Source organism: Rhodococcus sp. BE178 (assembly GCF_050433545.1).
In the GTDB taxonomy this organism is placed as follows: domain Bacteria; phylum Actinomycetota; class Actinomycetes; order Mycobacteriales; family Mycobacteriaceae; genus Prescottella.
On the sequence record NZ_JBNPXA010000003.1, the window covers coordinates 331419 to 356837 of the forward strand.

Annotated in this window: 25 protein-coding genes; 10 read left to right on the top strand and 15 right to left on the bottom strand. The window is 67.7% G+C overall.

Annotation, left to right across the window (positions count from 1 at the left end):
- Positions 1-37 precede the first annotated feature (37 nt).
- Genes J2X34_RS08540 through J2X34_RS08555 form a run of 4 tightly spaced genes read right to left on the bottom strand, consistent with a single transcriptional unit; the run spans position 38 to position 5404 of the window.
- Complete coding sequence (locus tag J2X34_RS08540) at positions 38-505, bottom strand: hypothetical protein (RefSeq protein ID WP_429516594.1); 468 nt, start codon at positions 503-505, stop codon at positions 38-40.
- On the bottom strand, positions 502-1716 hold the full coding sequence (locus tag J2X34_RS08545; protein ID WP_429516595.1) for a hypothetical protein: 1215 nt from the start codon (positions 1714-1716) through the stop codon (positions 502-504). The genes J2X34_RS08540 and J2X34_RS08545 overlap by 4 nt, the downstream gene beginning before the upstream one ends.
- On the bottom strand, positions 1713-3326 hold the full coding sequence (locus J2X34_RS08550; protein ID WP_429516597.1) for a type I restriction-modification system subunit M: 1614 nt from the start codon (positions 3324-3326) through the stop codon (positions 1713-1715). Before J2X34_RS08550 ends, J2X34_RS08545 begins: the two co-directional genes overlap by 4 nt.
- Before the next feature lie 2 nt (positions 3327-3328).
- On the bottom strand, positions 3329-5404 hold the full coding sequence (locus J2X34_RS08555) for a hypothetical protein (RefSeq protein WP_429516599.1): 2076 nt from the start codon (positions 5402-5404) through the stop codon (positions 3329-3331).
- A 202-nt stretch (positions 5405-5606) separates the two neighbouring features.
- Here J2X34_RS08555 and J2X34_RS08560 point away from each other — a divergent pair, with 202 nt between their 5' ends.
- Positions 5607-6473, top strand: a complete 867-nt coding sequence (locus tag J2X34_RS08560; protein WP_429516601.1) for a ribonuclease H family protein — start codon at positions 5607-5609, stop codon at positions 6471-6473.
- A gap of 9 nt (positions 6474-6482) precedes the next feature.
- Here J2X34_RS08560 and J2X34_RS08565 read toward each other — a convergent pair whose 3' ends face one another.
- A complete protein-coding gene (locus J2X34_RS08565) occupies positions 6483-8111 on the bottom strand; it encodes a fatty acyl-AMP ligase (protein ID WP_114718263.1) in 1629 nt (542 codons plus the stop codon).
- Positions 8112-8363: 252 nt separating this feature from the next.
- Between J2X34_RS08565 and J2X34_RS08570 the strand changes: the two genes are divergently transcribed.
- The 6 genes from J2X34_RS08570 to J2X34_RS08595 all read left to right on the top strand — a co-directional run bounded on the left by J2X34_RS08570 (position 8364) and on the right by J2X34_RS08595 (position 14159).
- Entirely contained in the window at positions 8364-10052 is a 1689-nt protein-coding gene (locus J2X34_RS08570) for a peptide chain release factor 3 (RefSeq protein WP_114718262.1), read from the top strand.
- Positions 10052-10732 (top strand): nicotinamide riboside transporter PnuC, encoded by a 681-nt coding sequence (pnuC, locus tag J2X34_RS08575; protein ID WP_429516603.1) that lies wholly within the window; start codon positions 10052-10054, stop codon positions 10730-10732. Before J2X34_RS08570 ends, pnuC begins: the two co-directional genes overlap by 1 nt.
- Positions 10733-10760: 28 nt before the next feature.
- Positions 10761-11624, top strand: a complete 864-nt coding sequence (locus J2X34_RS08580) for an LLM class F420-dependent oxidoreductase (RefSeq protein WP_114718260.1) — start codon at positions 10761-10763, stop codon at positions 11622-11624.
- A 108-nt stretch (positions 11625-11732) separates the two neighbouring features.
- Positions 11733-12134, top strand: coding sequence for a hypothetical protein (locus J2X34_RS08585; protein WP_114718259.1), 402 nt, complete (start codon positions 11733-11735; stop codon positions 12132-12134).
- A 22-nt stretch (positions 12135-12156) separates the two neighbouring features.
- Positions 12157-12858: a response regulator transcription factor gene (locus J2X34_RS08590; protein ID WP_114718258.1), complete on the top strand. Its 702-nt coding sequence runs from the start codon at positions 12157-12159 to the stop codon at positions 12856-12858.
- A complete protein-coding gene (locus J2X34_RS08595; RefSeq protein WP_429516605.1) occupies positions 12855-14159 on the top strand; it encodes a HAMP domain-containing sensor histidine kinase in 1305 nt (434 codons plus the stop codon). The genes J2X34_RS08590 and J2X34_RS08595 overlap by 4 nt, the downstream gene beginning before the upstream one ends.
- 6 nt (positions 14160-14165) lie before the next feature.
- Here the strand turns inward: J2X34_RS08595 and J2X34_RS08600 are convergent, their stop codons facing one another.
- Together J2X34_RS08600 and J2X34_RS08605 are read right to left on the bottom strand one after the other, a co-directional pair.
- Positions 14166-15203, bottom strand: a complete 1038-nt coding sequence (locus J2X34_RS08600; protein WP_114718256.1) for an enoyl-CoA hydratase/isomerase family protein — start codon at positions 15201-15203, stop codon at positions 14166-14168.
- Between the two features lie 29 nt (positions 15204-15232).
- Positions 15233-15949 carry a pyridoxine/pyridoxamine 5'-phosphate oxidase gene (locus tag J2X34_RS08605; RefSeq protein WP_114718255.1) on the bottom strand — a complete coding sequence of 239 codons (717 nt, stop codon included), beginning with the start codon at positions 15947-15949 and terminating at the stop codon, positions 15233-15235.
- Between the two features lie 120 nt (positions 15950-16069).
- Here J2X34_RS08605 and J2X34_RS08610 point away from each other — a divergent pair, with 120 nt between their 5' ends.
- Positions 16070-17422, top strand: a complete 1353-nt coding sequence (locus tag J2X34_RS08610; protein ID WP_114718254.1) for an MFS transporter — start codon at positions 16070-16072, stop codon at positions 17420-17422.
- Here the strand turns inward: J2X34_RS08610 and J2X34_RS08615 are convergent.
- The 6 genes from J2X34_RS08615 to J2X34_RS08640 form a co-directional block, all read right to left on the bottom strand.
- Positions 17412-17810, bottom strand: a complete 399-nt coding sequence (locus tag J2X34_RS08615) for a VOC family protein (RefSeq protein ID WP_114718253.1) — start codon at positions 17808-17810, stop codon at positions 17412-17414. The genes J2X34_RS08610 and J2X34_RS08615 overlap by 11 nt on opposite strands.
- Positions 17807-18304, bottom strand: coding sequence for a nuclear transport factor 2 family protein (locus tag J2X34_RS08620; RefSeq protein ID WP_114718252.1), 498 nt, complete (start codon positions 18302-18304; stop codon positions 17807-17809). Before J2X34_RS08620 ends, J2X34_RS08615 begins: the two co-directional genes overlap by 4 nt.
- Before the next feature lie 112 nt (positions 18305-18416).
- A complete protein-coding gene (locus tag J2X34_RS08625) occupies positions 18417-20207 on the bottom strand; it encodes an ABC-F family ATP-binding cassette domain-containing protein (RefSeq protein WP_429516609.1) in 1791 nt (596 codons plus the stop codon).
- Positions 20207-21145 (bottom strand): 4-(cytidine 5'-diphospho)-2-C-methyl-D-erythritol kinase, encoded by a 939-nt coding sequence (locus J2X34_RS08630; RefSeq protein WP_114718250.1) that lies wholly within the window; start codon positions 21143-21145, stop codon positions 20207-20209. Before J2X34_RS08630 ends, J2X34_RS08625 begins: the two co-directional genes overlap by 1 nt.
- Positions 21146-21207: 62 nt before the next feature.
- A complete protein-coding gene (locus J2X34_RS08635; protein WP_429516611.1) occupies positions 21208-21951 on the bottom strand; it encodes an ABC transporter permease in 744 nt (247 codons plus the stop codon).
- Positions 21952-22001: 50 nt separating this feature from the next.
- Entirely contained in the window at positions 22002-22961 is a 960-nt protein-coding gene (locus tag J2X34_RS08640; protein ID WP_429516613.1) for an ATP-binding cassette domain-containing protein, read from the bottom strand.
- Between the two features lie 110 nt (positions 22962-23071).
- On the opposite strand from J2X34_RS08640, the gene J2X34_RS08645 reads away from it, so the two are divergent.
- Positions 23072-24040, top strand: a complete 969-nt coding sequence (locus tag J2X34_RS08645) for a helix-turn-helix transcriptional regulator (RefSeq protein ID WP_429516615.1) — start codon at positions 23072-23074, stop codon at positions 24038-24040.
- Here J2X34_RS08645 and J2X34_RS08650 read toward each other — a convergent pair.
- Positions 24025-24516 carry a nuclear transport factor 2 family protein gene (locus J2X34_RS08650; protein WP_114718248.1) on the bottom strand — a complete coding sequence of 164 codons (492 nt, stop codon included), beginning with the start codon at positions 24514-24516 and terminating at the stop codon, positions 24025-24027. The genes J2X34_RS08645 and J2X34_RS08650 overlap by 16 nt on opposite strands.
- 162 nt (positions 24517-24678) lie before the next feature.
- A complete protein-coding gene (gene cspE, locus J2X34_RS08655; protein ID WP_031940068.1) occupies positions 24679-24882 on the bottom strand; it encodes a transcription antiterminator/RNA stability regulator CspE in 204 nt (67 codons plus the stop codon).
- Positions 24883-25205: 323 nt separating this feature from the next.
- Between cspE and J2X34_RS08660 the strand changes: the two genes are divergently transcribed.
- Complete coding sequence (locus tag J2X34_RS08660; RefSeq protein WP_429516617.1) at positions 25206-25415, top strand: heavy-metal-associated domain-containing protein; 210 nt, start codon at positions 25206-25208, stop codon at positions 25413-25415.
- The last annotated feature ends 4 nt before the right edge of the window (positions 25416-25419 follow it).

Sequence of the window (25419 nt, forward strand, 5' to 3'; positions counted from 1 at the left end):
TGCTCTTAGCGGTCCAATCAGCGAGTACGTCTGGCGTTTACTGGACCTCTCCTGGTTGGAAGTCGAGCAGCCGTTCCAGAAGCGGCGGCAGCAATCCGAACTCCAGCGCGTTGTGGGTCGCCCGTTCCGATGTGCGACCGACGCCGATGGTGCTGGCGATCATCGCGAGAACCTCGGTGGGACCGAGTTGCGGGGCGAGATTCCGCATGCCCATCAGGTTCAGCCGGTTTGCCACCCGATTCAACGCCGCCTGATCGAAATCGGAGACGATTAGATCGTGGTCATGGAGAAAGCTCACGACCTCTTCCACGAGCGGATCGGGTACGTCTTCACGGTCCCACGGGGCGCGGAAGTTCGATCCGTCCGCGGGCCAACGCGTATCGATCCGCTCGACAAGCGACCGAAGCTGCGCCCAGGCTTCTCGGTCGAGGTCGGCGATCACTTGTGGGGCCCCGGATTCGACGATCCCTGGCTGCCCCGCGTCCGTTCGCGCCTCGTCGCTCACAGCACCGCTTCGACCTGACGTTCTGCATCACGGACGCGAAGTTCCCCAGACATCAGACGTGGAAGCAGGGCATCACGGGTGGCGGCGAGGGTGCGGGATTCGTCACGCGCCAATCCGAGGCGTGCCACGAGCGGCGCCGCGCGCGTGCCCCAACGATCAAGGGCCGAGGGATCGACATCGTTGATGGGATAGTCCGCAAGATCGTTCGCGGACAAGCGCTGTCGACCAGACGTACCGACCATGTGACGGATTGCGAACGACCGGAACTTCTCGCTCGTCGCGAGAAAGTAGGACAGCTCTCGCGGCACCCCCGGCTTGGATCGGATCACAATGTACTCAGTGGAACCGATGGCTACCTGGCCTTCGTCCAAGAAGTCGACGTAGCCGGTCTTCCGATTCTGAAGACACGGAGTGATGCGCGCGAGCAGGGTATCGCCGTTCATGAACCGCGCCCCGCCCTTTGCCGGACGTGACGCCCAGTCTGCGATCAGCATTCCGTCAGTCGGAAGCTTCTGCATATCAACGTAAACCGGATCGGATTCGGTGAGGCGCGGACATGTCGGGTTGAGCTCAAAGTAGTCGCTCATCACTCGCGCGTCACGAGCCCCAACCTCCTCATCTGAACCCAGCGACTGAAACTCCGCCGCTAACAGAGCTTCAGCCGCAGCAGCAAGCTTGCTGTTCGCCGCGATCTTATCGTCGATTGCGCCCAGAACCTCCCCAACGGCGAGTTGAACTTCGAGTGGCGGACACGGGACGTCCAGGCGCCTTAGGTCTGAGCCCTTGACCCCTGCCGCGGCAACCTGTTGAATGATCGATTCCATCGATCGACGCCCCATAGGCGATCGAAAGTAATAGTAGAAATATGTAGGATTCGCCAATCGGCTATCCAATCTAACCCGAATGAGATGACTTTCCCAGGTCCGAACTCGACTACTATCGGCGACAAGAACGCACTTTCCAGCGCCCTCAAAAGTCAAAGACTGTCGCGCGAAGAGGAGGTCGCCCGATTCAAGCAGACTATTTTGCATCTCACGTTCGGTCAGCGGAACAAGTTCACACTCTTCGTCACCAATACGGTCGAATGCAAAGATTTCCTTCATGTTGACCATTGGAATTCCCGAGCCCCGCAGCCGCGCCGGGTAGCTGACGCCGTTCCTTAGCGGAACAGCAAATAGCGACTCGAATCGAACTCTGGCTTGATCACTCATGACAGCCGCTCCAACTGCGCGCGTACAACGGACTGCAACCGCGCCGACTCGTCGAACTGCTCGAACAATTCCTTGGTCAACCGCTCCAGCTTCTCGCCAATCGGTTCACCATCCTCCTCGATCGGCGCGGCGCCGACGTACCGACCCGGAGTAAGCGCGTAGTCGGCTTCCTTGATGTCCGCGAGCGTGGCCGAGTAGCAGAAACCCGCCTCATCCTCGTAGACAGCCCCGTTCGCGGATTCCGTTCCGCGCCAGGCATGGAACGTGCCGGCAATCTTGGCGATGTCGTCGTCGCTCAGCGTCCGCTCTGTACGGTCCACCATGTGGCCAAGGTTTCGCGCGTCAACGAACAACACCTGACCTTGGCGGTCGACGGAGCCCTTCGGCCCGTTCGACTTGACTTTCGCGAAGAACCATACGCAGGCTGGAATCGCGGCAGTTCTGAACAACTGCGTCGGCAGTGCGACCATGCACGAGACCAGATCGGCCTCGACGAGCCTAGCCCGAATCTCTCTTTCGCCACCGGAATTCGACAACATCGACCCGTTGGCCATCACGACGCCTGCACTGCCACGCTCGGCGAGCTTCGATACGATGTGCTGGATCCACGCGTAGTTCGCGTTACTCACCGGAGGAACGCCGAACTTCCAGCGCTTGTCGTCCGCCTTGCGCGTCCAGTCCTTGATGTTGAACGGTGGATTGGCAAGGATGAAGTCCGCCAACAGATCCGGATGCTTGTCCTGAGCGAACGTGTCCTCCCAGCGATCCCCGAGATTGCCGGTGATGCCATGGATCGCGAGGTTCATCTTGGCTAACCGCCACGTGCGTTCGTTCGATTCCTGACCGTACACGGCCACCTCGGTGGGGTTCCCGCCGTGGCGTTCGATGAACTTCTCTGTCTGCACGAACATGCCACCCGAACCGCAGCACGGGTCGTACACGCGGCCACTGTAGGGCTCGAGCATCTCCACCAGTACACGCACAACGCACGCGGGTGTGTAGAACTCGCCGGCGTTTTTACCCTCAGCTCGCGCAAACTTCTCGAGGAAGAACTCGTATACCTCGCCCAGCAAGTCGCGCGCCTTCGTCGCGCCCAGTCCGGTGAAGCGGGTGTCATTGAAGAGATCTACAAGCTCACCGAGTCGGCGTTGGTCAACACTGACTGTGTTGAATCCGGTCGGAAGCGTCCCCGCGAGATTCGAATTGGACTTCATCAGCTCACGCATTGCGCCGTCGAGCAACTCACCGATCGAACGCGCCTGGACGCCAGGTGCCTCCTGAATACCCTTAGCGTTCTGCGCGAGATACGACCATCGCGCTGTCTCCGACACATAGAAGACGGTGCCGCCGACGTACTCGTCCTCGTCGTCGATCAGAAACGAGATCTGATCCTCGTTCATCCCCTCCGCCAGCAGCTCCTCACGGATCTGGCCGCGGCGCTCGTCGAACGCGTCGGAGACGTACTTGAGGAACACCAGCCCGAGGATCACGTCCTTGTACTGCGAGGCGTCCATGGACCCGCGCAGCTTGTCCGCGGCCTTCCACAGCGTGTCCTTGAGTTCCTTCATGGTCGACGGCGCAGAAACCGCAGACTTCTTCCTCGGTGGCATCGTCAGCCTTTCTCTGTGACGGTCTGTGGTGCCGGTGCGACGGTGAGCGCTCCGTGCGCCACGCCGTCCACCAGTGTGGTGGTCAAGTCTTCGAGGGTGCCGAGCAGCCGTCGGGCAGCTGCCCGACGCTCCCGGAGGTCGACGAGCGCGGCAGTGACCGCACCCACCTGATCGGCCTGCACTCGCGGGATCTCCCAGGTCTTCCAAGCCGATCCGCCCCGGATCGCGCCCGGCGGTTTGGCCCCCACCCCGCCGCTCTGCAGATGCCGCGCAACGAGTTCGGGTACCAGCCCGGAAGCGCCCACGTCCGCGATTCGGAGGATCCGGGCCGGCCACATCACCACCGACGACCCCTCGACGTCGACGATCACCCCGAACGACGGGCTGGTGCAGAACACGATGTCGCCCGGCTCGGTGTAGCGGCCACTGGGGTAGTCCGTGACGAACGTGAGGCGGTCGATTCCGCGCGATCCGACTTCACAGCGACCGAGGATCTCGTCGGTACCGATCACCGGCACCGAACCGCGCGCCTCGATATCGATGGCATCGATCCGGTTGCCGGGCAGCACCCGGAGCTCCTTCGCGGCGGCCAGTTCTCCGGCCGTCTGGAACCGCGGGCGCCTCGTCGTCCGGTATTCGACCCGCAGATCGAGCCCACCATCGACAAGTCCGGCAGCGCTGTCGAGCGCACCCACCAGTTCGAGCACACGTGCCGCGGCCTCACCGGCGTCGACCGGAGGACGGTGCACCTTCGGCTTCGCCGTCAGCACCCCGCCGGCGGCGAGCAGTTCCGCAGTCTTGTAGAAGTGGCCGAAGCGAAAGGCGTGTGCACGCACGGACTCCCACGGACCTATCGCGGCAGTGACGTCGGCGATCACTCCGTCGATGACGTCGTCGGTGAGCTCGACAGCGCTGAGATCGGCCAACACCGTGCGCCGAGCGGCGGCCGGAATCGTTCGGTCCACCGCGCCCAGTACCCACAGGGCCATCGACAGACCCGGCCGCGAGGGAAGCAACCCCTCCGACAATCGGACGACTGCACGCAGGTGACCCGAGCGCAGCAGATCCGAACGCAGCGCTTCGGCTTCCCGCTCACGTAGCGGGTCGGCAAACGTCGCCGCCGGGCCGATGATCACCGCGCTCTGCCCCGGACCCATCTGCAACGAGATGTTCTCGATCTCCGCGAGGATGTCGACGTCCGTGTAGCCAGTCGTGGACGACGACGGGTACTGCGTCAGAAACACCGCCGGACGGTCGACGCTGAAGTCCGCCCCGAACCCCTCCTCCGGCGGACTCTCGCGCCGCAACCCGTGCGCCGCGAGCCGCCGCAGCGCCAGGCGCGCAGTCGGAGTGGACGAACCTCCCGTCATGACGGTCGGCTCCGCGTACTCGGGCAATGCGGCTCGCAGCGCGATCAGCAAGTCAGTACTCGCCGGCGCCGGATCGATGAACAGCGTGTCGGTGTCTTCCGCGAGTGCGACACTCACTCGTGCTCCCAGAGACAACGCCGCAGCGCCGAGGGCACTGTCGGACAGTTCGGGTCGCTGCATCCGGAAACGGCGCGCCATCACTGCCTCGAACGCATCGACCGAAGTGAACGCGGCGTCGGACATCCGATCCGTGTACCGCGCAAAGGTGGCGAGTTCGTCGCCGAGGGCCTCGAGCTCATCACAGAGAAACTCGTTGTCGGGGTCGAGCTCTTCGACCTCGTCGAGCAGGTCGTCGGGCGTGAGATCACCAAGACGCTCCCCCAACATCACTTTGACGGCCAGCAGGGCCGTGATGCCGTCGATCACCGCGTGTGGGTGCATTGAGGTCTTGTGGTCCAGCGCGGCATGGATCGCGACGTCCTCAGCGAAGGAGATGTTGTTACCGAGGCCTCGCGACCGCAGCCACTCGACCACCTCATCGGCATCGAACTTGTCCAGGACGCCGTCGACGACGGTCGGCCTCGGGAAAGGGCGATCATCGCCGCAGTACCTCTGTGCCCATGCGGTGACGACCGGGCGCTGCACCTTGGCGAGCTTCGCGATGTCCGGCCGGGTGAGGAGAAGGGGTGACTGTTCTGACTCGCGCATGCGTCGGACTCCCCCCACCTCGATCCGGCCTCGGTCGACGGCCGCCCGAGCAATCTATCCGATCGGACCGATCGCCCCGCCCCAAATTCACGAGCGAGCGTCGATAACCCCGGTTATCAATCTTCATCACGTTGCTGTCGTACGTACCGGGCATTCTGTTCGGTGTTACCCGAACAAAGGATCCGAACGAAGGAGAAAGCCCGTGCTTGCCGTGATCCACGCCCGCAAGAACCGCTGCCTCGACGGCGGTCTCGCCCGCGCCGTCGCCGTGTGGCAGGCGAACGACGAAACGCACACGCGCCTGTTCGTCCGCGACGATGCAACCGACGCGTCGTACTTCGCGGCGGCGCTCGATGCGTTCTCGTTCCTCCTCGACCTCTCCGCCACCCGCGCGGAGCCCATCCTGCTCCACCTCACCGACAACACTCTCCGCAAAGAGATCGATCACGTCCTCGACGCATTCCCGTCGATCACGATCGTCGGGGTGGCCCGGGGCGCCGTCGCGGATCTCTCACGCGTTGGTCTCGATGCCCTCGATGCCGATGCCGGCGCACGGACGACCGCACGCGAGGAGCTCGAGCGCCTGCGAATCGCGGCGCTGCCGGAGCTGACCGTCGCGACGGACGCCTCGAAGTCACGCCGCCGGGGAGTCGGCGTGGCCTGTGTGAGCGAAGAAGGCAATCGTCATCAGCGGATGGTCCCGAACGTCAAGACCGTGCTCACCGGTGAACTGCTCGCGATCGAACTCGCGATCGACCGGTTCACCGACCGCCGGCTCCACATTCTCACCGACAGTCAGGCGGCGCTGCAGCACCTCGGGGTGCTGCAGTCGGGCTGGCCGGTGCCACGCGATGGGGAGGCCGCGGTGGTTGCGGACCGGATCAGGCACTCGTTGGTCGGTCGACACGTCCGATTCTCCTGGGTGCGCGGTCACAGTGGGCACCTGTTGAACGAGACCGCCGATCGGCTCGCCGTGGCGGTCCGGCGCGCCCACGAGGCGCAGATCCCGACCGAGATTCGCCGGGCCATCGCGGAGCGCATCGTCGAACCTGTCCTCGCCGCAGCCTGATTCAGGCCGTCAGAGCAGGCTGATCGAACTCGACCGTCGAAGCTTGCCCGACGAGGTCTTCGGGATCGACCCGGGCCCGAGGACCGCGACGTTGCGCGGGCGGACGCCGACCTCGGAGACCACGGCGTGCGCGACCTCCCGCTCGATCCGCTTCACCTCGTCCTCGTCGTCGATTGCGTTGGTCTCCACAGCAACTGCGAAGCTCTCCCGCTTGTCGCCGGCATCGAGGCGGATCGCGACTGCGTTGCCGGGGCGCACCCCCGCGACCGATCCGGCGGCGCGCTCGATGTCGGTGGGATAGATGTTGCGGCCGCCCATGATGATGACGTCCTTGACGCGTCCGCACACCACGACCAGCCCGTCCTCGGTGAAGTAGCCGATGTCGCCGGTGTTGATCCAGCCGTCGTCGTCCTGCGTCGGCACCGGCCCGTCGACGGTGAGATAGCCGGGCGTGACGGACTTTCCACGTAGTTCGATCACGCCGACGGCGCGGCGCGGCAACTCCAACCCGTCCCGCGCGACCACCCGCCCCTCGAGTCCCGGCACCAGCGGCCCCAGCGTCGGGAGGGGTCGAGCGTTACTTCGGTTGGAGCGCACCGCCATTCCGCCGGCCTCCAATAGATCCGGGTCGACGTGGTCGAGCACCATGCCCTGCCCGGGTTCGGGCACCGACACCGCGAGGGTCACCTCGGCCATCCCGTACGTCGGGGCGAGCGCCATCGGATCCAGGCCGAATCGGGCGCCGGCCTCGGCGAGCGCGATCATCGTGTCGGGATCGACCGGCTCGGCTCCGTTGAGCAGGCACCGCATGGTCGACAGGTCGTACTCGCCCTCGGGCGCCTGCGCCAACCGGCGGGCGAGCAGAGAGTACGCGAAATTCGGTGCCGCGGTGAGGGTTCCACGATACTTCCCCATCAGTTCCGCCCACAGCAGCGGCGCATTCAGGAAGTCGATCGGGGTGATGTGGACCGTGGTGGCGCCGATCTGCATCGGCACGGCGAGGAAGGCGATCATGCCCATGTCGTGGAACAGGGGCAGCCAGCTGATCATGACGTCGCGGTCGGGGTTGAACTTGACGCGGTCGATCATCGCGTAGGCGTTGGCGTAGAAGTTGCCGTGCGTGAGCTGCACGGCCTTCGGCGAACCGGTGGCCCCGGAGGTCAACTGCTGCAACGCAATGTCGGTCTCGGACGTGTCGACCGGGTCGATCTCACCGCCCGCACGCATCTCGTCGATGGTCACGACCCTGATCCCGCGCTCGATCAGCAACGGGACCGCCGCCTCGAAGGGCGACCCGATGATCACCGCGGTCGCCGCGATCATCCTGATGATCATCTCGGTGTCCTGCACCCACACCTGCAGGTCGGTACGCGGCGTGGGCTGGTGGAGCATCGTCACCGACGCGCCCCGCATCCATGTCGCCTGACAGGCCGGGGCGATATCGACGGGCATGCCGGCCAGAACGCCGATCGCGTCGCCGTGCTCGATCCCGGCGTCGGCGAGCGCACCGGCCATGCGGCGCGCAATCGCGTGGACCTCGCCCCACTCCTGGCGCAGCGGCGCGTCGGGTTCGCCGGTGATCAGGGCCTGCGAACTCGCCGCGGCCGTGGAATACATCTCGTCGGTGAACTTGCTCATCGCAAACTCCTGCCGGTCCCTGTCGGGACACTACGACTGTCTCCCCCGGTTCCCGACACGTATATCCACAAGCGGTGCCGACCTGTTACCCGTCGGCGGTGCCGACCTCGGACCCAGTCGGCGGTGCCGACCTCGGACCCAGTCGGCGGTGCCGACCTCGGACCCCAGCACAGCGCCCGCGTACCCTGGTATCGGTTTCTCACCACCGCTTCATCGCCCGGACTCCGACCACGAACCTGAGAGGCTCACCCGTTGACTAGCGCGCCCGACTCGGCCGAGCTCACCACCGCCGAGACGGCGTCCACTACGGGTGCCGTTCCCAAGTCCCTGAAGGCCGAGGCCACCCGGCGGCGCACGTTCGCCGTCATCTCTCATCCCGACGCCGGTAAGTCGACTCTGACCGAGGCTCTCGCGCTGCACGCGAAGATGATCTCCGAGGCCGGCGCCGTGCACGGCAAGGCCGGCCGTAAGTCGACCGTCTCCGACTGGATGGAGATGGAGAAGGCTCGCGGCATCTCGGTGTCGTCGACGGCGCTGCAGTTCAACTACCACTCCGACGAGACCCCTGACGACCAGATCAACGTCATCAACCTCGTCGATACCCCCGGTCACTCCGACTTCTCGGAGGACACCTACCGCGTGCTCACCGCTGTCGACGCGGCCGTGATGCTCATCGACGCCGCCAAGGGCCTCGAGCCGCAGACCCTGAAGCTGTTCCAGGTCTGTCGCCACCGCGGCATCCCGGTCATCACCGTGATCAACAAGTGGGACCGCCCGGGCCGCACGCCGCTGGAACTGCTCGACGAGATCAACGACCGTATCGGCCTCGTCCCCACCCCGCTGTACTGGCCGGTCGGCATCGCGGGCGACTTCCGCGGTCTGCTGCGCCGCGGCCTGGGAGACGCTGCGGGCGAGCCCGTCGAATACATCCGCTTCACCCGCACCGCCGGTGGCGCGAAGATCGCTCCCGAGGAGATCCTCGACGCCGACGCGGCCGCGGCTCGCGAGAGCGACGAATGGGTGACCGCGGCCGAGGAGAGCGAACTGCTCTCGGCGAGCGGCCAGGATCACGACCAGGAGCTGTTCCTCGCGGGCCAGACCTCGCCGGTGATCTTCGCGTCGGCGATGCTGAACTTCGGCGTCCGTCAGATCCTCGACACTCTCGTCGCGCTCGCGCCGCCGCCGGGTGCGCGCAAGGACATCGCCGACAAGCCGCGCGAAGTCACCGACCCGTTCAGCGCCGTCGTGTTCAAGGTGCAGGCCGGCATGGACACCGCGCACCGCGACCGCCTCGCGTTCATGCGCGTGGTGTCCGGTGTGTTCGAGCGCGGCATGGTCGTCACGCACGCGCAGACCGGCAAGCCGTTCGCGACCAAGTACGCGCTGACCGTCTTCGGGCGCGACCGCACCACTGTCGAGAACGCCTACCCCGGCGACATCGTCGGCCTCGTCAACGCCAACGCGCTGGCGCCGGGCCACACGCTGTTCACCGACAAGAAGGTGGAGTTCCCGCCGATCCCGTCGTTCGCGCCCGAGCACTTCTCGGTGCTGCGCGCCGAGAGCGCCAGCAAGTACAAGCAGTTCCGCCGCGCCGTCGACCAGCTCGAATCCGAGGGCGTCGTGCAGATCCTGCGAAACGACATCCGCGGCGACGCGTCGCCCGTCATGGCGGCCGTCGGCCCCATGCAGTTCGAGGTGGTCGCGGCCCGGATGAAGGCCGAGTTCAACGTCGAGGCACGGATGGAGCCGCTCGGCTACGCGCTGTGCCGCCGCACCGACGCCGAGTCCGCCGTCGAGCTGGGCCGCCAGCGCGGCGTGGAGGTCTTCACCCGCACCGACGGCGTGTTGCTCGCGCTGTTCAGCGACAAGTGGCGCCTGCAGTACATCCAGAAGGAGATGCCGGAGCTCACGCTCGAGCCGCTCGTGGCCGCAGGCGACTAGTGAGCGTTCTGCAGACGCTGTTCGACGCCGAACTGCACATCGGCGGCGCCACGATCCTGTGGCGCGAGATCATCGGGAACGGTTTCGGCATCGCGTCCGCGATCGGCGGCATGAAGCGCGTCGTGTGGGCGTGGCCGGTGGGCATCATCGGCAACGCCCTGCTGTTCACGGTGTTCATGGGTGCGCTGTTCCACACCCCACAGGACCTCAACCTGTACGGGCAGGCCGGGCGGCAACTGCTGTTCATCATGGTCAGCGCGTACGGCTGGACGCGGTGGGCGGCGTCGCGGCACGACTCCGGCAAGGCGGTGCTCCCGCACTGGGCGTCGACGCGACAACGGGTCGCGATGATCGCCACGATGGCGGTGGGCACCGTCGTGTTCGCGAAGGTCTTCGAGATGCTGGGCTCGTGGGGCCCGTGGCCCGACGCGTGGATCTTCACCGGTTCCATCCTCGCGACGTTCGGCATGGCCCGAGGGTGGACGGAGTTCTGGCTGATCTGGATCGGCGTCGACGTGGTGGGCGTTCCGCTGCTCTTCAGCGGCGGCTACTACCCGTCGGCGATCCTGTATCTCGTGTACGCGGGGTTTGTGCTGTGGGGTTTCGCGGTGTGGCTGCGGATCCAGCGGCGGACCGTCGCCCAGCCGGAAACCACCGACTCCGCGCCGCGTCAGGAATGAACCACCGACCGGTCCCGTTGCAGCGGGTATGACACAGGACACAGCAGAGCCCTTGCACTTCGGCGCGTTCGGCGTCTGGCGTCACGCCTTCGGTCTGCCACCCGAGGTGGGCGCGGAAATCGAGCGCCTCGGATACGGCGCTATCTGGGCGGGCGGGTCTCCCCCGGCGGATCTGCAGGTGATCGAGGACCTCGTGGCGGGCACCGAGAAGATCACGGTCGCGACGGGCATCGTGAACATCTTCGCCGCACCCGCCGACGAGGTGGCGAAGTCGTACCACCGCATCGAATCTCGCCATCCCGGACGGTTCGTGCTCGGGATCGGCGTCGGCCACCCGGAGGTGCCCGGCATGGGTGCCGAGCGGCCCTACGAGGCCCTGGTCCGTTACCTCGACGTCCTGGACGACGCCGGCGTCCCGGTGCAGCGGCGCGTGCTCGCCGCCCTCGGTCCGAAGGTCCTGAAGCTGGCCGCGGACCGCTCCGCCGGGGCGCACCCGTACCTGACGACACCGCAGCACACCCGCGAGGCCCGCGAGGTGCTGGGCCCGGACGCGCTGCTGGCACCGGAACAGAAGGTGGTGTTGGGTACCGACTCGGACGCCGCCCGGGCGACCGGCCGCGAGGCCGTCGAGAACCCGTACCTGCACCTGCGCAACTACCGCCGCAACCTCGAACGTCTCGGCTTCCCGACCGCCGAACTCGACAACGGCGGCAGCGACCGCGTCATCGACGCCCTCGTCGCGCACGGCGACGCCGCCACCATCGCGCCCCGGCTCACCGAGCATCTCGATGCAGGCGCCGATCACGTAGCGATCCAGGTACTGCCGATGGCCGGAGATCCGCTTCCTGCGCTGCGGGAGCTGGCCGCGGCGCTCGGGATCGCGCGCCCGTGATTCTCTAATCAACCCCTAAGACTTCGCTAACAGGAGCCGAGTTTTGCGCCCATAACTTGGCTGGTGTCGGGGCCACCGGGGCTCCGACACCGAGCGAGGAGTCCGACCATGACCAAGTCCCTCATCCGCAACGTCACACGCCGCAAGATCGCCGTCGCCGCCGCGAGCATCGCCGCGGCCGGTGCCCTCGCGGTCCCCGGCGTCGCCTGGGCGCAGAACTCCCTTCCCTCCGGCGAGCCGGTGGCCGTCACCTCCCCGACCGACTCCGCCCCCGCCGCGGAACTCACCGAAGCGTGCTCGACCGAGAACCTGTCGGAGGAGGAGATCCAGAAGCTGATCGCGGACAGCGCCGAGAACGGTCCGGTGGTCACCGAGGCCGGCGCGTCCACGGAAAGCACTGCCGCTGCCGAGCTCAGCGAAGCCGCGTACATCGAGGCCGACGCCGCACCCGCCGTCACGGCGACGACCGACAGCGCCGACACGGCGATGATCACAGCGCGCGCCTGCTGAGTAACCTGAGGGACCGGGCACTATGGATCCAGTGACCGATAGCGCCCGTATCCTGCTCGTCGACGACGACCCCAAGGTCCTGTCATCCCTCACACGGGGGCTCCGCCTGTCCGGTTTCGACCTCGAGACCGCGCCGGACGGGGCCTCCGCGCTGCGGGCCGTGAGCTCGTCGAACCCGGACGCGATCGTCCTCGACGTCAACATGCCGGGCCTGGACGGCGTCAGCGTCGTCACCGCTCTGCGCGCGATGGGCAACGACGTCCCGATCTGCGTCCTCAGCGCCCGCAGCACGGTCGGCGATCGGATCGCGGGACTCGAGGCCGGCGCCGACGACTATCTCACCAAGCCGTTCGAGCTGGGTGAGTTGGTCGCCCGACTGCGCGCACTGCTGCGCAGGGCACCCCGCAAGGACGTCCCGGCAGGTGTGGTCACCGTCGGCGAGCTCGAGATGGATCTGCCCGGCCGACGTGTCCGCGCGAGGGGTGAGCGCGTCGAGCTGACCAAACGCGAGTTCGACCTGCTCGCCGTCCTCGCGGAGAACGCGGGGATCGTCCTCAGCCGGGTTCAGCTGCTGCGACTGGTGTGGGGCTACGACTTCGACGCGGACACCAACGTCGTCGACGTCTTCGTGACGTACCTGCGTAAGAAGCTGGAGGCGAACGGGATGCCCCGCGTGCTGCACACCGTGCGAGGAGTCGGATTCGTGTTACGGGATCAGCCGTGAGCCCGCGCCGACGCTCACTGTCCCTGCGGGCCCGCGTCGCCCTCGTCGCGGCGCTCGCCGCCACCATCGTGATCGCCGCGATCGGATTCGCCTTCGCGGTGTTCCTGCGCGTCAACAGTTCCGAACAACTCGATCGCACCCTGGACTCGGTGTCGCTGACTGTGCCGTCCGAGTCGGCGGTCTCGGGATTCGGCGCCGCACCCACTTCACCCCTCGCCGAGCGCGACCCGGTGGTCGTCGCGACCCCCGCCGCGGAAGTCACCGACTCTGTCCGCGCGACCACGATCGACGGTGCTGCCGTCCGCGCCAAGGACGTCCCGATCACCGGCGCGGCCGGCACGTTGGTCGCCGTCTCGGTTCCCGAGGACGCGCTGAGCCGCGCGATCCGCGATCAGCAGTGGCAGGTGGCCGGCGCCGCCATCGTCGCCATCGCGGCCGCGGCCGGGCTCGGCTGGCTGCTGGCCGGGCGGGCGGTACGCCCCTTGCAGCGGCTCGCCGCGGCCACCCACACCGTCGGCGACGAACTGCCCGCCGCCCTCCCCGACATCCGCGGGGCACGCGAGGCGGAGGAGCTCGCCGACGCCATCGGACACATGTTGACCCGAATCGGCAAGGCGCAGAGCCGGACACAGTCAGCACTCGGGTCGGCACGCGACTTCGCGGCCGTCTCCGCCCACGAACTGCGCACCCCGCTCACCTCGATGCGCACCGACCTCGAGGTGCTCGCCACGATGCCCCTGTCCGACGAGCAGCGCGCCGAGATCATCCGCGACGTGCTGGCCACCGAACGACAGATCGAGAACACCCTGTCGGACCTCGAGAGCCTGGCCGTCGGTGAGCTGTCCGACGCCGACGATCACGAGGATCTCGACCTGGTGGAACTGGCGGACCGATGCGTGCAGGAGTCGGCCCGGCGCCTGCCCGACGTGGCCGTCGAACTCTCCACCCCACCGTCCCTGCCGATGCGCGGGCTACCGTCGGGGCTTCGCCTGGTACTCGAGAACGCGGTCACCAACGCCGTCCGGCACGGGCGCGCCGACCGGGTCCGGATCACCGTCGCCGACAACGGCGACCGTGGTGTCACGATCGCGGTCGACGACAACGGGATCGGTGTGCCCGAGCACGAACGCGCGACGCTGTTCGAGCGCTTCGCACGGGGATCGTCCGCGCACCCGGAGGGATCCGGGCTCGGTCTCGCACTGATCGCGCAGCAGGCGTCACTGCACGGGGGCACCGCCGCGCTGACCGACAGTCCGCTCGGCGGTGCACGCCTGCAACTCGACCTGCCCGTGACCGTCTGACCGCGGCTACTCCGCCGGTTCGGCGGTGACCTCGGTGAACAGCGCCTCGATCGCCTCGGCATCGATGTCGTCGACCGACGGCGGATTCCACGACGGATTGCGGTCCTTGTCGACCAGAACGGCCCGCACACCTTCGATGAAGTCCGCGTTGCGGGTGACCTCGGCGCCGAGTGCCAGTTCGAGATCCAGGCACTGCTCGAGGGTCAGGTCCGCGCCCCGGCGCACCAACTCGGCTGTGATCCACAGGCTGCTGGGGGCAACCGTGGCCAGCGCCTCGCGGGTGGCCTTGGTCCACTCTTCGTCGCCGGTCAGCCGCGCCACCATGTCGGCGACACTGCCCGACCCGAAGACCCGGTCGATCTCGTCGAGCTGATCCGCCATCTCCGATGCCGGCGCCTCGGTGGCGTGACGCTCGATCGTGGCGACGACATCTCCGCCGCTGCGAATCTCTCGAATCTCGTCGGCGAGCGCGTCGAGCTTGTCGCTGGGCACGAAGTGGGTAGCCAGACCGGCGACGACGGCGTCCGCGCCCGACGCCCGGGCACCGGTGAGGCCCAGGTACATTCCCGTCGCGCCGGTGAGCCGGGGCAGGAAGTAGCTGGCACCGACGTCGGGGAAGAAGCCGATTGCGGTCTCGGGCATCGCGAGGCCGGCCTTCTCGGTCACCACACGAATCGATCCGTGCACCGAGATGCCGAGCCCACCACCCATCGCGTGTCCGTCGATCAGCGCGACATACGGCTTGGGGTAGTTCGCGATGAGCGCATTGAGCTGGTACTCGGTGGAGAAGAACTTGTGGACGGCGTTGTGGTCACGGTCCAGTGCAGACTGCCGCACCGACTTGATGTCGCCGCCTGCGCAGAACGCGCGCTCGGACGAACTGGTCACCAGCACCACGGCGATCGCGTCGTCGTCGCGCCACTGCACCAGTGCCGCGTGTATGTCTCGGATCATGCTCGCGTCCAGGGCGTTGAGCGCCCTGGGCCGATCGAGCACGATCTCTGCGACGTTCCCGTGTACCCGGGTCTGGATGAACGACGTCACCGGACCTCCTTATGTTCTTCTCGATCGGTTCACGGCCACAGCGCGTCGCGGGCCCAGCTCACACCCTCGACTTCCAGGCTGCGCCGGTACCGCACCCGCAGGTGCCGGCGGCCCGGATCGGCGTGCCAGAACTCCACCGTCTCCGGGACCAGACACCAAGCCTGCCAGGTGTCCTCGACGTAGGACGGATCGGCCTCCACCTCGGCCACCGACTCCCGCACCGCGGCGTCGTACTCCGCGACATCGGTGAGGATCTCGCTCTGCCGGCTCGCCGCGGCCACCGCACGCGCCGTCACCGAACGCTCCAGGAAGTCCCGTGCGCTGACGTCCGCGTCGCCGCGCACCACCGAACCCCGTACCCGCACCTGACGGCCCTGCTCCCGCCAGTAGAAGGTCAGCGCCGCAACCGGATCAGCGTCCAACTGCCGCGCCTTGGGTGAACGCCGGTCGGACGAGAACCACCATCCCGCCTCGGTGACGTCCTTGAGCAGCAGCGTGCGGGCATCGGGCGCGCCCGCCTCGTCCACCGTCGACAGCGTCGCGACGTGCGGTTCGACCACGCCGGCCGCGACGGCCTCCTCGAGCCAGTCCAGGAACAGGGCCACCGGATCGGCGGGCAGCGCAGTGTCCCCCGTGGCGCGGGGCATCGGGAGTCCGGTGGCGGGCGCGGTGGCCGACGCACCGGGAATGGCACGGATCCAACTACGGGTGTCCGGATACGACGCGCGGATCTGCCTGGCGGACATACGCGGAACCCTAGTCGTCTGCCAGAGCGTGCCGCCGTACGGCACGCTCGATTGCTGTGATGCGTCACACAGTCGAACCTGTGGATTCGTCGGTTGACGTCGCCACATCGAAGGAGTGCCATGCATCTTCCGCACACCGCGCACACGGATCCCTCGCCGAAGGATTCGCGTCGCGCGCTGGTCTCGAGCTTTCTGGGATCGACGGTTGAGTACTACGATTTCCTGCTCTACGGCGCCGCAGCAGGTTTGGTGTTTCCTGCGCTGTTCTTCCCGGAGACGATGGATCCGGTACTGGGGTCGACGCTCTCGTTCATCATCCTGCTCGCCGGTTACATCTCGCGCCCGATCGGCGGCATCCTCTTCGGGCACTTCGGCGACAAGTTCGGGCGCAAGAACATTCTCGTCATCACCTTGATGATGATGGGGCTCGTGTCCGTCGCAATCGGCCTCATGCCGACCTACGAGACGATCGGAGTGGCCGCTCCGCTGATCCTGGTCGCCCTCCGCGTCATCCAGGGCCTCGCCGTCGGCGGCGAGTGGGCGGGCGCCACCCTCATGGCTGCCGAACACGTGAAGCAGGATCGTCGCGGCCTCGCCGCATCGATCGCCGTCACCGGCGGCCCCACCGGGTCTGTCCTTGCGACTCTGATTCTGGCCCTGTTTGCAGGGCTTCCGGACGAAGAGTTCCTCAGTTGGGGCTGGCGCGTACCGTTCCTGCTGTCCGCTGCGCTGGTGATCGTCGGACTGTTCATGCGCTACCGCGTGACAGAGTCCCCGGACTTCGCCAAGGCTCGCGCAGCCGGTGAAGTGCACACCGGCACACCGATCCTCCGTGTTCTCGAGAAGTACCCCGCGTCCACGGTGTACGGGATCCTGGCCACGGCCGGACCGCTGTTCATGCAGGCGCTGCTCGCCGTCTGGGTCGTTCCGTACGTCGCGGCCCAGGGTGTGGTGCCGCGCCAGGACGCCCTCTACATGCTCACCTTCTCCAGCGTCGTCCACATCTTCGCGATCCCCTTCTTCGCCTGGCTCTCGGATCGATACGGACGCCGCCCGATCATGCTCGCCGGCGGGCTGGTTTCCGTCGTGCTCGTCTTCCCGATGTTCGCGCTGTTCAACTCCGACAGCTACTGGCTGGTCGCGATCGGCTTCCTGGTGGGCAATCCGATCATCCAGGCGTCGATGTACGGCCCCATCGGCGCTTTCCTCGCCGAGAAGTTCGAAACGCAGGACCGTTACACGGGTGTCTCCCTGACCTTCCAGTTCGGCTCCGTCCTCGGCGCCGGGACCGCACCGCTGATGGCGAACTGGCTCGTCGGACTCGGGAACGGCGGCCGTACCGACAACATCGCCTGGTACTTCATCGGGCTCATTGCACTGTCCGCCCTCGCAGTATTCCTGTCCAAGGAAACCCTGGTACGGACCAGCCGACCGGCCCCACGACCGGGCACCCGCGAATCCGTCAGTCCTTGACCGGACCCGACAGCATCCAGCGGTGCCCGAACGGGTCGATCAGCGTCGCGTTGCGGCGGCCGTGGTTCTCCGAGATCCACCGCTCCACCCTGCCGCCGGCGTCGCGGGCCCGTTCGAGCACCGCGTCGGTGTCGTCGACCGGCAGCATCAGGCTCACCGACGTGGCACCCGACTCCGGCGCGCTGAGCCCCATCTCCGGGAACTCCTCGGCCAGATAGATCATCCCGGACTGCAGCCGCAGCTCCGCGTGCCCGATCCGGCCGTCGTCCATCACGATCGGCTCGCCCACCACCTCGGCGCCGAACGCCTTCCGGTACCACTCGATCGCCCGCCCCGCCCCGCGCACCGTGAGATACGGCAGGGCGCCGGCAGCGGGGAGATCCGTCACGGGACGATCCCGGACGCCGTTCCGGACTGCGGCGAGCCGATGAGGGCCCACCGGTTCGACGTGAGGCGGAAGCTCGGCATGTCCGCGAGCGAGTACACAGACTCGTAGGTGCGCTCGTATGCGGTGTGCGCGATCTTCCACCGGCCTGCGGCGTCCCGCCGGTAGGTGTCCTCGTAGAAGGCCGCGCCGTGCATCAGCATCTGGTCGCCCGGCACCACGACGGTGTCGGACAGGTACCAGATCCCGGTCGCGGTATCACCGCTGACGTCGATCTCCGGGTGCCCGCAGTGGTGCTCGGTGATCACGTGCGGACCGAGGGTGTCCTGCAGGAAGGACACGAACGCATCCCGCGAATCGAACCGCAGGTGCTCGGCATACGTGGCCGTGGCATCGGGCAGGAGGGTGTCCGCGAAGTCGACCCACGACTTGGTGTCGAGGGCACGCACGTATCGGTACTTGAGCCGACTGATCTCGGCTATCGCCTCCAGATCCACGATGCCCGCCCTCCGCCCAGACCCGTACGGTACAAGTGCAGGCTAACCGTCACCACGGACGTATGGGGTCCGTAGTGCGATTATCGTTGCAGGGCAGCTACACCGCCGCGGCTCAGTCGAGCTCGGACGCGAGCTCCATCCACTGCTCCTCCGTGGCCTCCTTCTCGGCCACCACCTGCTTGAGCTCGGCGTCGAGCGCCATGAGCTTCGCGGGATCCGTCGCCGCCTCCGCCAGCTGGGCGTGCAGCTTCGCCTCGCGCTCGTCGAGCTTGGCGACCGCGCGCTCGAGCCGCGAGAGCTCCTTGCGGGCCGCCCGATCGGCCGCCCCGTCGCGGGCCACCCTCGGCGCGGACGCCCCGGCAGTGGACGCCACCGACTGCGCCACGTTCTCCGGCTTCTGCGCCAGCACCGCGCGCCGGCGCAGGTACTCCTCGATACCGCCGGGCAGGTTCGTCAGCTTACCGTCCCCGAACAGCGCCCACGTGGTGTCACAGATGCGCTCGATGAGGTAGCGGTCGTGGGAGATGACGACCATCGTGCCGGCCCAGCCGTCGAGCAGATCCTCGAGCTGCTGCAGGGTGTCGATGTCGAGATCGTTGGTGGGCTCGTCGAGCAGCAGCACGTTGGGTTCGGCCATCAGGACGCGGGTGAGCTGCAGACGACGACGCTCGCCGCCGGACAGGTCGCCCACCGGGGTGCGCTGGCGGGCCGGCGCGAAGCCGAGCCGCTCGGCGAGCTGGCCGGCCGAAACTTCCTTGTCCCCCAGCGTGATCCGCTCGGCGACATCCTTGACCGCGTCCAGCACGCGCATGTCGGTGGGCAGGTCGTCGAGTTCCTGGCGCAGCCACCCGATCTTCACGGTCTGGCCCTCGATCCGCTTGCCCTCGGCCGGCTCGAGCTCGCCGGCGAGGGTGCGCAGCAGCGTCGTCTTACCGGAGCCGTTGACCCCGACCAGGCCGACACGCTCGCCGGGCGCGAGCCGCCACGTGAGGTCGTGGACCAGTTCGCGGCCGTCCGGCGTGGTGAGCTTGGCGTCCTCGAGTTCGATGACGACCCGGCCCAGCCGGCGCTTCGCGAACGACGCGAGCGCGATGCTGTCGCGCGGGGCGGGGACATCGGCGATCAACGCCTCGGCGGCCTCCACCCGGTACTTGGGCTTGGACGTGCGCGCCTGCGGTCCGCGCCGCAACCACGCGAGTTCCTTGCGCGCCAGGTTCTGCCGGCGCTCCTCGGCGGCGTCGGCCTGCCGGGATCGCTCGGCGCGCGCGAAGATCCAGTCGTTGTAGCCGCCCTCGTAGCTCTCGACCTTGCCGCCCACCACCTCCCACGTGCGGTTCGCGACGGTGTCGAGGAACCAGCGGTCGTGGGTGACGACGACCAGGGCCGAGCGCCTCGACACCAGGTGTTCGGCCAGCCACTGCACGCCCTCGACGTCGAGGTGGTTGGTGGGCTCGTCGAGCACCAGCAGGTCGAGGTCCTGCACCAGCGCCGCGGCCAGCGCGACACGCCGCCGCTCGCCGCCGGAGAGTCCGTCGACCCCGGCATCGAGGCCGAGGTTGTCGATCCCGATGCCCGCGAGGATGCTGCGGATCCGTGCGTCGCCCGCCCATTCGTGGTCCGCGACACCGAGCGGTCCGAGGACCACGTCGCCGACCGTCGACCCCTCGGGCAGGACACCGCGCTGGGTGACGACCGCCATTCGCAGCCCACCGACGCGGCTGACCCGACCGGAGTCGGGTTCCTCGATGCCCGCAAGCACCTCGAGCATCGTGGTCTTGCCGCCGCCGTTGAGGCCGACGACACCGATGCGTTCACCTTCCTGCACGCCGAGCGAGACGGAATCGAGCAGCGGCTTGATGCCGAAGGACTTCGAAACCTGTTCGAGATTGATCAAATTCGCCATCAGTGGCTGCCTTCTTCCGGCTCGGGGTCGATCACGCGCGCGCCGGGCACGGGCCCGCTCGCGACGCGTACGGTGCGGCACACTCCCGCACCCGAGAGTTCCGCCCCCACCGCGACGGCCGCGTCGGCGTCCTCGCACAGGAACGCGCAGGTCGGGCCGGAGCCCGACACGATCCCGGCGAGCGCGCCCGCGGTGACCCCGGCGCGCAGGGTGCGCCGAAGGTCGGGAGCCAGCGACAGCGCCGCCGCCTGCAGGTCGTTGCCGAGCAGCGGCGCCAGCGCCGCGGCGTCTCCGGTCGCGAGCGCGTGCATCAGGTCCGCGACATCACCGACCCGCGGCGGATCGCCCTCGTCGCGGAGACGGTCGAGTTCACGGAACACCGTCGGCGTCGACAGCCCACCCTTCGCGAGCGCCAGCACCCAGTGGAACGTGTTACGGGAGAGCACCGGCAGCAGCTTTTCGCCGCGGCCGGTGCCGACGGCGGTCCCACCGTGCAGCGAGAAGGGGACGTCGCTGCCCAGCCGGGCCGCGAAACCGCTCAGCTCATCACGGCTCAGGCCCAGACCCCACAACTCGTCGAGCGCCACCAGCGCGGCGGCCGCGTCGGCGCTGCCGCCCGCCATGCCGCCGGCCACCGGGATGCCCTTCACGATCGAGATCTCGACGTCGGGAGTGATGCCCGCCTCGGCGGCCAGCAGTTCCGCGGCCTTCCACACCAGGTTCGTGCGGTCGGTCGGCACCGCCGCCGCGCCCTCCCCGCGCACCCGGACCGTCAGGGTCTCCGCGGGCACCACCGAGAGGTCGTCGCTGAGCGAGAGCGCCTGGAAGACCGTGCTGAGTTCGTGGTAGCCGTCCTCGCGCAGGTCGCCGACGGCAAGGTGCAGATTGACCTTGGACGGGGCCCGGACCGTGACGGGGCGTGGGACGACGGAAAGCACAATTTCCAACAATAGGCGCTCGGCGCGGGGTCACGAAAACGCACCTCAGACGCCACTTCCGCCTATCGCACGGACCGGACGCCGACGCCGAGTCCCACGACCGCGACGGTGACGGCCGCGACCACCCCCGAGAACACGGCTCCGGATGCGAGATCGCCCGCGAACAGGGCCCGCTCCGCGTCGACCACGTAGCCGAGCGGGTTGACCGTGACGAGGGCGCGCATCCACCCCGGGGAGTCGTCGAGTGGCAGCATCGTGCCCGACAGGATCAGCATCGGGAACATCAACGTCTGTTGCACCACCCAGAACATCCAGTCCTGGTTCCGCACCGCCAGCGCGAGCGCGTAGGACAGCGCACCGAGCCCCACACCGAACACCCCGAGCAACACGATGCCGATCACGGCGCCGAGCGGATCGACGTCCAGGCCCAGCGGCAGCGCCACCAGGATGATCAGGATCGCCTGCGCGGCAAGGGGAACCATCTCCTTCGCGGCCCGCCCGATCAGCAGCGACGAGCGGTGCAGTGGCGTCACCAGCATCCGTTCGTGCGAGCCCTGCTGCATCTCCATCAGCAGGTTCGAACCGGTCATCGAGGTGCCGAAGATCGCGATCATCACCAGCACGCCGGGGATGAACCAGTTCCACACGCTCTCCCCCATCCCGGGGACGCTCTTCAACAGCGGGCCGAACAGGGCGAGCAGGATCAGCGGCTGGGCCAGGCTGAACACGACGCTCACCGGGTCACGCAGCGTGGGTCGCAGTTCGCGGGCCATGACAATGCCGCTGTCGCGGACGATGCCGGTCATGAGAGTGCTCCTTCGGGTCTGGATGTCGGATCGAGTCGAGGGATCGGCGGTCACGCCGCAGCGGTCTCGCGCAGGCTGCGGCCGGTGAGGCCGAGGAACACGTCGTCGAGGGTGGGGCGGGTGATCTCCGCGGTCGCGACGCGCAGGCCGCGCTCCTCGGCGACCCGCAGCAGCTCGGGCAGGGTCACGTCGCCCTGCCGCGTCCGCACCAGCACGGTGGCGCCTGTGACCTCGACGTCGCGGACCGTCACGAGCGTTTCCGCGAGACCCGCGACCCGGCTCGCCGCCGCCGGCTCGTCCAGCCCGATCGTCAGCAGGTCACCGGCGAGATCGGATTTCAGGGCGGTCGCGGTGTCGTCGGCGATCACCGTGCCGCGGTCGATGACGATTACCCGCTCGGCCATCGCGTCGGCCTCTTCCAGGTAGTGCGTCGTGAGCACGATCGTCGTGCCCATCTGTGCCCGGAGCCGCAGGATGTGCTCCCACAGGTTGGCCCGGCTCTGCGGGTCCATACCGGTGGTGGGCTCGTCCAGGAACAGCAGCGGCGGCCGGTGGACCAGCCCGAGGGCGATGTCGAGGCGCCTGCGCTGACCGCCCGACAGCGTGCTCACCTTGCGGACGGCGAGGTCCGCGAGGTCCAGGGCGTCGAGCAGTTCGTCGGCCCGGATCCCGGACGCCGCCTTCGTCATGCCGTAGCACTGGCCCTGGGTCACCAACTCGTCCCGCACCCGCTGGTTGTGGCCGGCCCCGCTGCCCTGCCCGACGTAGCCGATCCGGCGGCGGACCTCGTCGCGGTCGGCGCTGACGTCGAATCCGGCGACGCTCGCGCGGCCCGACGTGGGCGCCGGCAGTGTCGTCAGCATCCGCAGTGTCGTCGACTTGCCGGCCCCGTTCGGGCCCAGCAGCGCCACCAACTCGCCGTCGGCGACCTCGAGATCGACGTCCACCACCGCGTCCACCGTGTTCTTGCCCTGCTTGAAGCGTTTGGTCAACGCCTCCGTGCGGATCATCGCGTGCATGGTCCGTACCTCCCCGTTTTCGTGGTTCGTTCCCTCTCGCCACGAAAACTAGGAGCAATTGCGGACACCTAACGTCCGCAATCGATGGGATGCTGCGATGCATGCGGGAAACATCGGCACGATTGCTGCGATTGCTGTCCCTGCTCCAGACCCGCCGGGACTGGTCGGGCGAGGAACTGGCCGAACGGCTCGACATCACGCCGCGCACCGTGCGGCGCGACGTCGACAAGCTGCGCGGCCTCGGCTACCCGGTGGACGCGACGGTCGGCGTCGGGGGCGGCTACCGCCTCGGCGCGGGCGCCGAGATGCCGCCACTGCTACTCGACGACGACGAGGTCCTCGCAGTTGCCCTCGGCCTGCAGTCCGGCGCGACGGGGTCGGTCGTCGGGATCGGCGAATCGTCGGTGCGGGCACTGACCAAGTTGCGGCAGGTGATGCCGTCGAGGCTGCGGCACCGCCTCGAGTCACTGCAGGTGGACGTGGTGCACCGCGAGCCTGCACCGAGCGCCGTCGACGCATCGGTGCTGTCGGCGATCGCGTCGGTGTGCCACAACCACGAGCGGCTCCGGTTCGACTACCGCGCCCACGGCGGCAGCGAGAGCCGCCGTGAGGTGGAGCCCTACCGGCTGGTCCGCTCCGGGCTGCGCTGGTACCTGGTCGCGTGGGATGTCACGCGCGACGATTGGCGGTCGTTCCGCGTCGACCGTATGGAACCCAAGATTCCGACCGGCCCGCGATTCACGCCCCGCGAACTGCCGCCGGGTGGCGCCGCGGAGTTCGTTGCGCGCGGCGTCAGCCGGGCCGTAACGCAGGTCCGGGCGCGGGTACTGCTCGATGCGCCGATCGACGAGATCGCCCCGATGGTGGACGCCGCGTGGGGCACGCTCGAGCACGCGCCGGACGACCGCTGCGTCGTCGCGCTGGGCGGCGACTCGCTGGCCTCGATCGCGCGATGGCTCAGCGCGTTCGACGTCGACTTCACCGTGCTCGATCCGCCCGAGCTGCGCGACGAGTGCCGGCGCCGAGCCGAACGGCACGCCCTGGTCGCCGAGCGCTACCGCGGCGCCTGACCGGGCACGTCCATCCACATGCCACCGACATCGTTGCGGATCCACTCGACCTCGATCCGCCGGTCCGCGATGGCCCACCGGCCCTCCCGGCGCTCGAAGCGGTCGAGATACCGCAGCCACACGGTCAGGAAGTTGCGGGTGGTGTTGCCGGCGTCGGCCGCGCTGGTGTGCTGCGCCATGACGTACGTCTCGGCGTCTGCAGTGTCCAGGTCCGAATCACCGGCGAGTTCGATCAGCATGTTCCCGACGAAGTGGAACGTCCGGTCGAACAGGCCGAAGCCGGCAGGGTCACGGAGAAAGTCCATGAATTCGTCGACCCCGCCCTGGTAGAAGGGGGCGTAGTCGTTGTGGGCGTCGTCGAAGAAGCACGAGCGCACCAGGGCCCAATCGCGCCGGTCGACGCCGCGATAGTAGCGGTGGAGCACATCACCGATCTCGGCTCGATCGCTGAGCGCACGAAACTCGTAGGGCGTCACCTCGGTCCTTCCGTCGCGCGGGCGCGGTTGCCGAACCTTACTTCCGATTCGGGGCCGAGGCGACGATTCGGGCCCGGACACACGGAACGGGGCCCCACTCCCGAAGGTGTGGGGCCCCGTTCTCGTCGTCAACCCGGCTCAGCCGGGCAGATCCGAGTCAGCTCAGACAGCGGTGACGTCGGTGGCCTGCGGGCCCTTGTTGCCCTGGCCGACCTCGAAGCGCACGCGCTGGTTCTCTTCCAGGGTGCGGAAGCCGTTGGTCTGAATGGCCGAGTAGTGGACGAAGACGTCGGCGGAGCCGTCGTCGGGCGCGATGAAGCCGAAGCCCTTTTCAGCGTTGAACCACTTCACGGTGCCTTCTGCCATGTTTCTTTCTCTCCTCTTACACAGTGCAAACTCGGGAAACTCCAGGTCAGGGGTTCCCGGGCCGGTGTTACTCGGCGGCTACGTCGCTCTCAGGAGAGAACTCGTCCGCCCGCAACTTCAGGATTTGCGAGCGTGGACTAACACAAACACAAAAACTACGACCGCCATCAGTCAACCACAACCAGCGCCGATACGCATCGGCTCGGCCCAGACGTGTCGCACATCTCGAATCAGCCCCTTGTCATCCATACCCCCTGGGGGTACCTTTCGAACTGTTCGAACAATACCCACAGGGGGTAGTGGTACCACAGAGGGAGACCACCATGAGCACCGCCGAATACACCGTCACGGGCATGACCTGCGGACACTGCGTCTCCTCGGTCAAGGAGGAGGTCGGCGCGATCGACGGCGTCTCCGACGTCGCCGTCGATCTGTCCTCGGGCCGCCTCACCGTCACGTCCGCCGCCCCGCTCGCCGACGCCGTGGTCACCGCCGCGGTCGAGGAAGCGGGATACGCAGCCCAGCCGATCTGAGGAA

What these genes read in the sequence shown, in the direction of transcription:
- J2X34_RS08545 (WP_429516595.1), bottom strand. Translation starts at nt 1,716, where the DNA reads ATGAGTGATCAAGCCAGAGTTCGATTCGAGTCGCTATTTGCTGTTCCG.
- J2X34_RS08550 (WP_429516597.1), bottom strand. Translation starts at nt 3,326, where the DNA reads ATGCCACCGAGGAAGAAGTCTGCGGTTTCTGCGCCGTCGACCATGAAG.
- J2X34_RS08555 (WP_429516599.1), bottom strand. Translation starts at nt 5,404, where the DNA reads ATGCGCGAGTCAGAACAGTCACCCCTTCTCCTCACCCGGCCGGACATC.
- J2X34_RS08565 (WP_114718263.1), bottom strand. Translation starts at nt 8,111, where the DNA reads ATGAGCAAGTTCACCGACGAGATGTATTCCACGGCCGCGGCGAGTTCG.
- J2X34_RS08580 (WP_114718260.1), top strand. Translation starts at nt 10,761, where the DNA reads ATGACACAGGACACAGCAGAGCCCTTGCACTTCGGCGCGTTCGGCGTC.
- J2X34_RS08585 (WP_114718259.1), top strand. Translation starts at nt 11,733, where the DNA reads ATGACCAAGTCCCTCATCCGCAACGTCACACGCCGCAAGATCGCCGTC.
- J2X34_RS08590 (WP_114718258.1), top strand. Translation starts at nt 12,157, where the DNA reads ATGGATCCAGTGACCGATAGCGCCCGTATCCTGCTCGTCGACGACGAC.
- J2X34_RS08605 (WP_114718255.1), bottom strand. Translation starts at nt 15,949, where the DNA reads ATGTCCGCCAGGCAGATCCGCGCGTCGTATCCGGACACCCGTAGTTGG.
- J2X34_RS08610 (WP_114718254.1), top strand. Translation starts at nt 16,070, where the DNA reads ATGCATCTTCCGCACACCGCGCACACGGATCCCTCGCCGAAGGATTCG.
- J2X34_RS08625 (WP_429516609.1), bottom strand. Translation starts at nt 20,207, where the DNA reads ATGGCGAATTTGATCAATCTCGAACAGGTTTCGAAGTCCTTCGGCATC.
- J2X34_RS08635 (WP_429516611.1), bottom strand. Translation starts at nt 21,951, where the DNA reads ATGACCGGCATCGTCCGCGACAGCGGCATTGTCATGGCCCGCGAACTG.
- J2X34_RS08640 (WP_429516613.1), bottom strand. Translation starts at nt 22,961, where the DNA reads ATGATCCGCACGGAGGCGTTGACCAAACGCTTCAAGCAGGGCAAGAAC.
- J2X34_RS08645 (WP_429516615.1), top strand. Translation starts at nt 23,072, where the DNA reads ATGCGGGAAACATCGGCACGATTGCTGCGATTGCTGTCCCTGCTCCAG.
- cspE (WP_031940068.1), bottom strand. Translation starts at nt 24,882, where the DNA reads ATGGCAGAAGGCACCGTGAAGTGGTTCAACGCTGAAAAGGGCTTCGGC.
- J2X34_RS08660 (WP_429516617.1), top strand. Translation starts at nt 25,206, where the DNA reads ATGAGCACCGCCGAATACACCGTCACGGGCATGACCTGCGGACACTGC.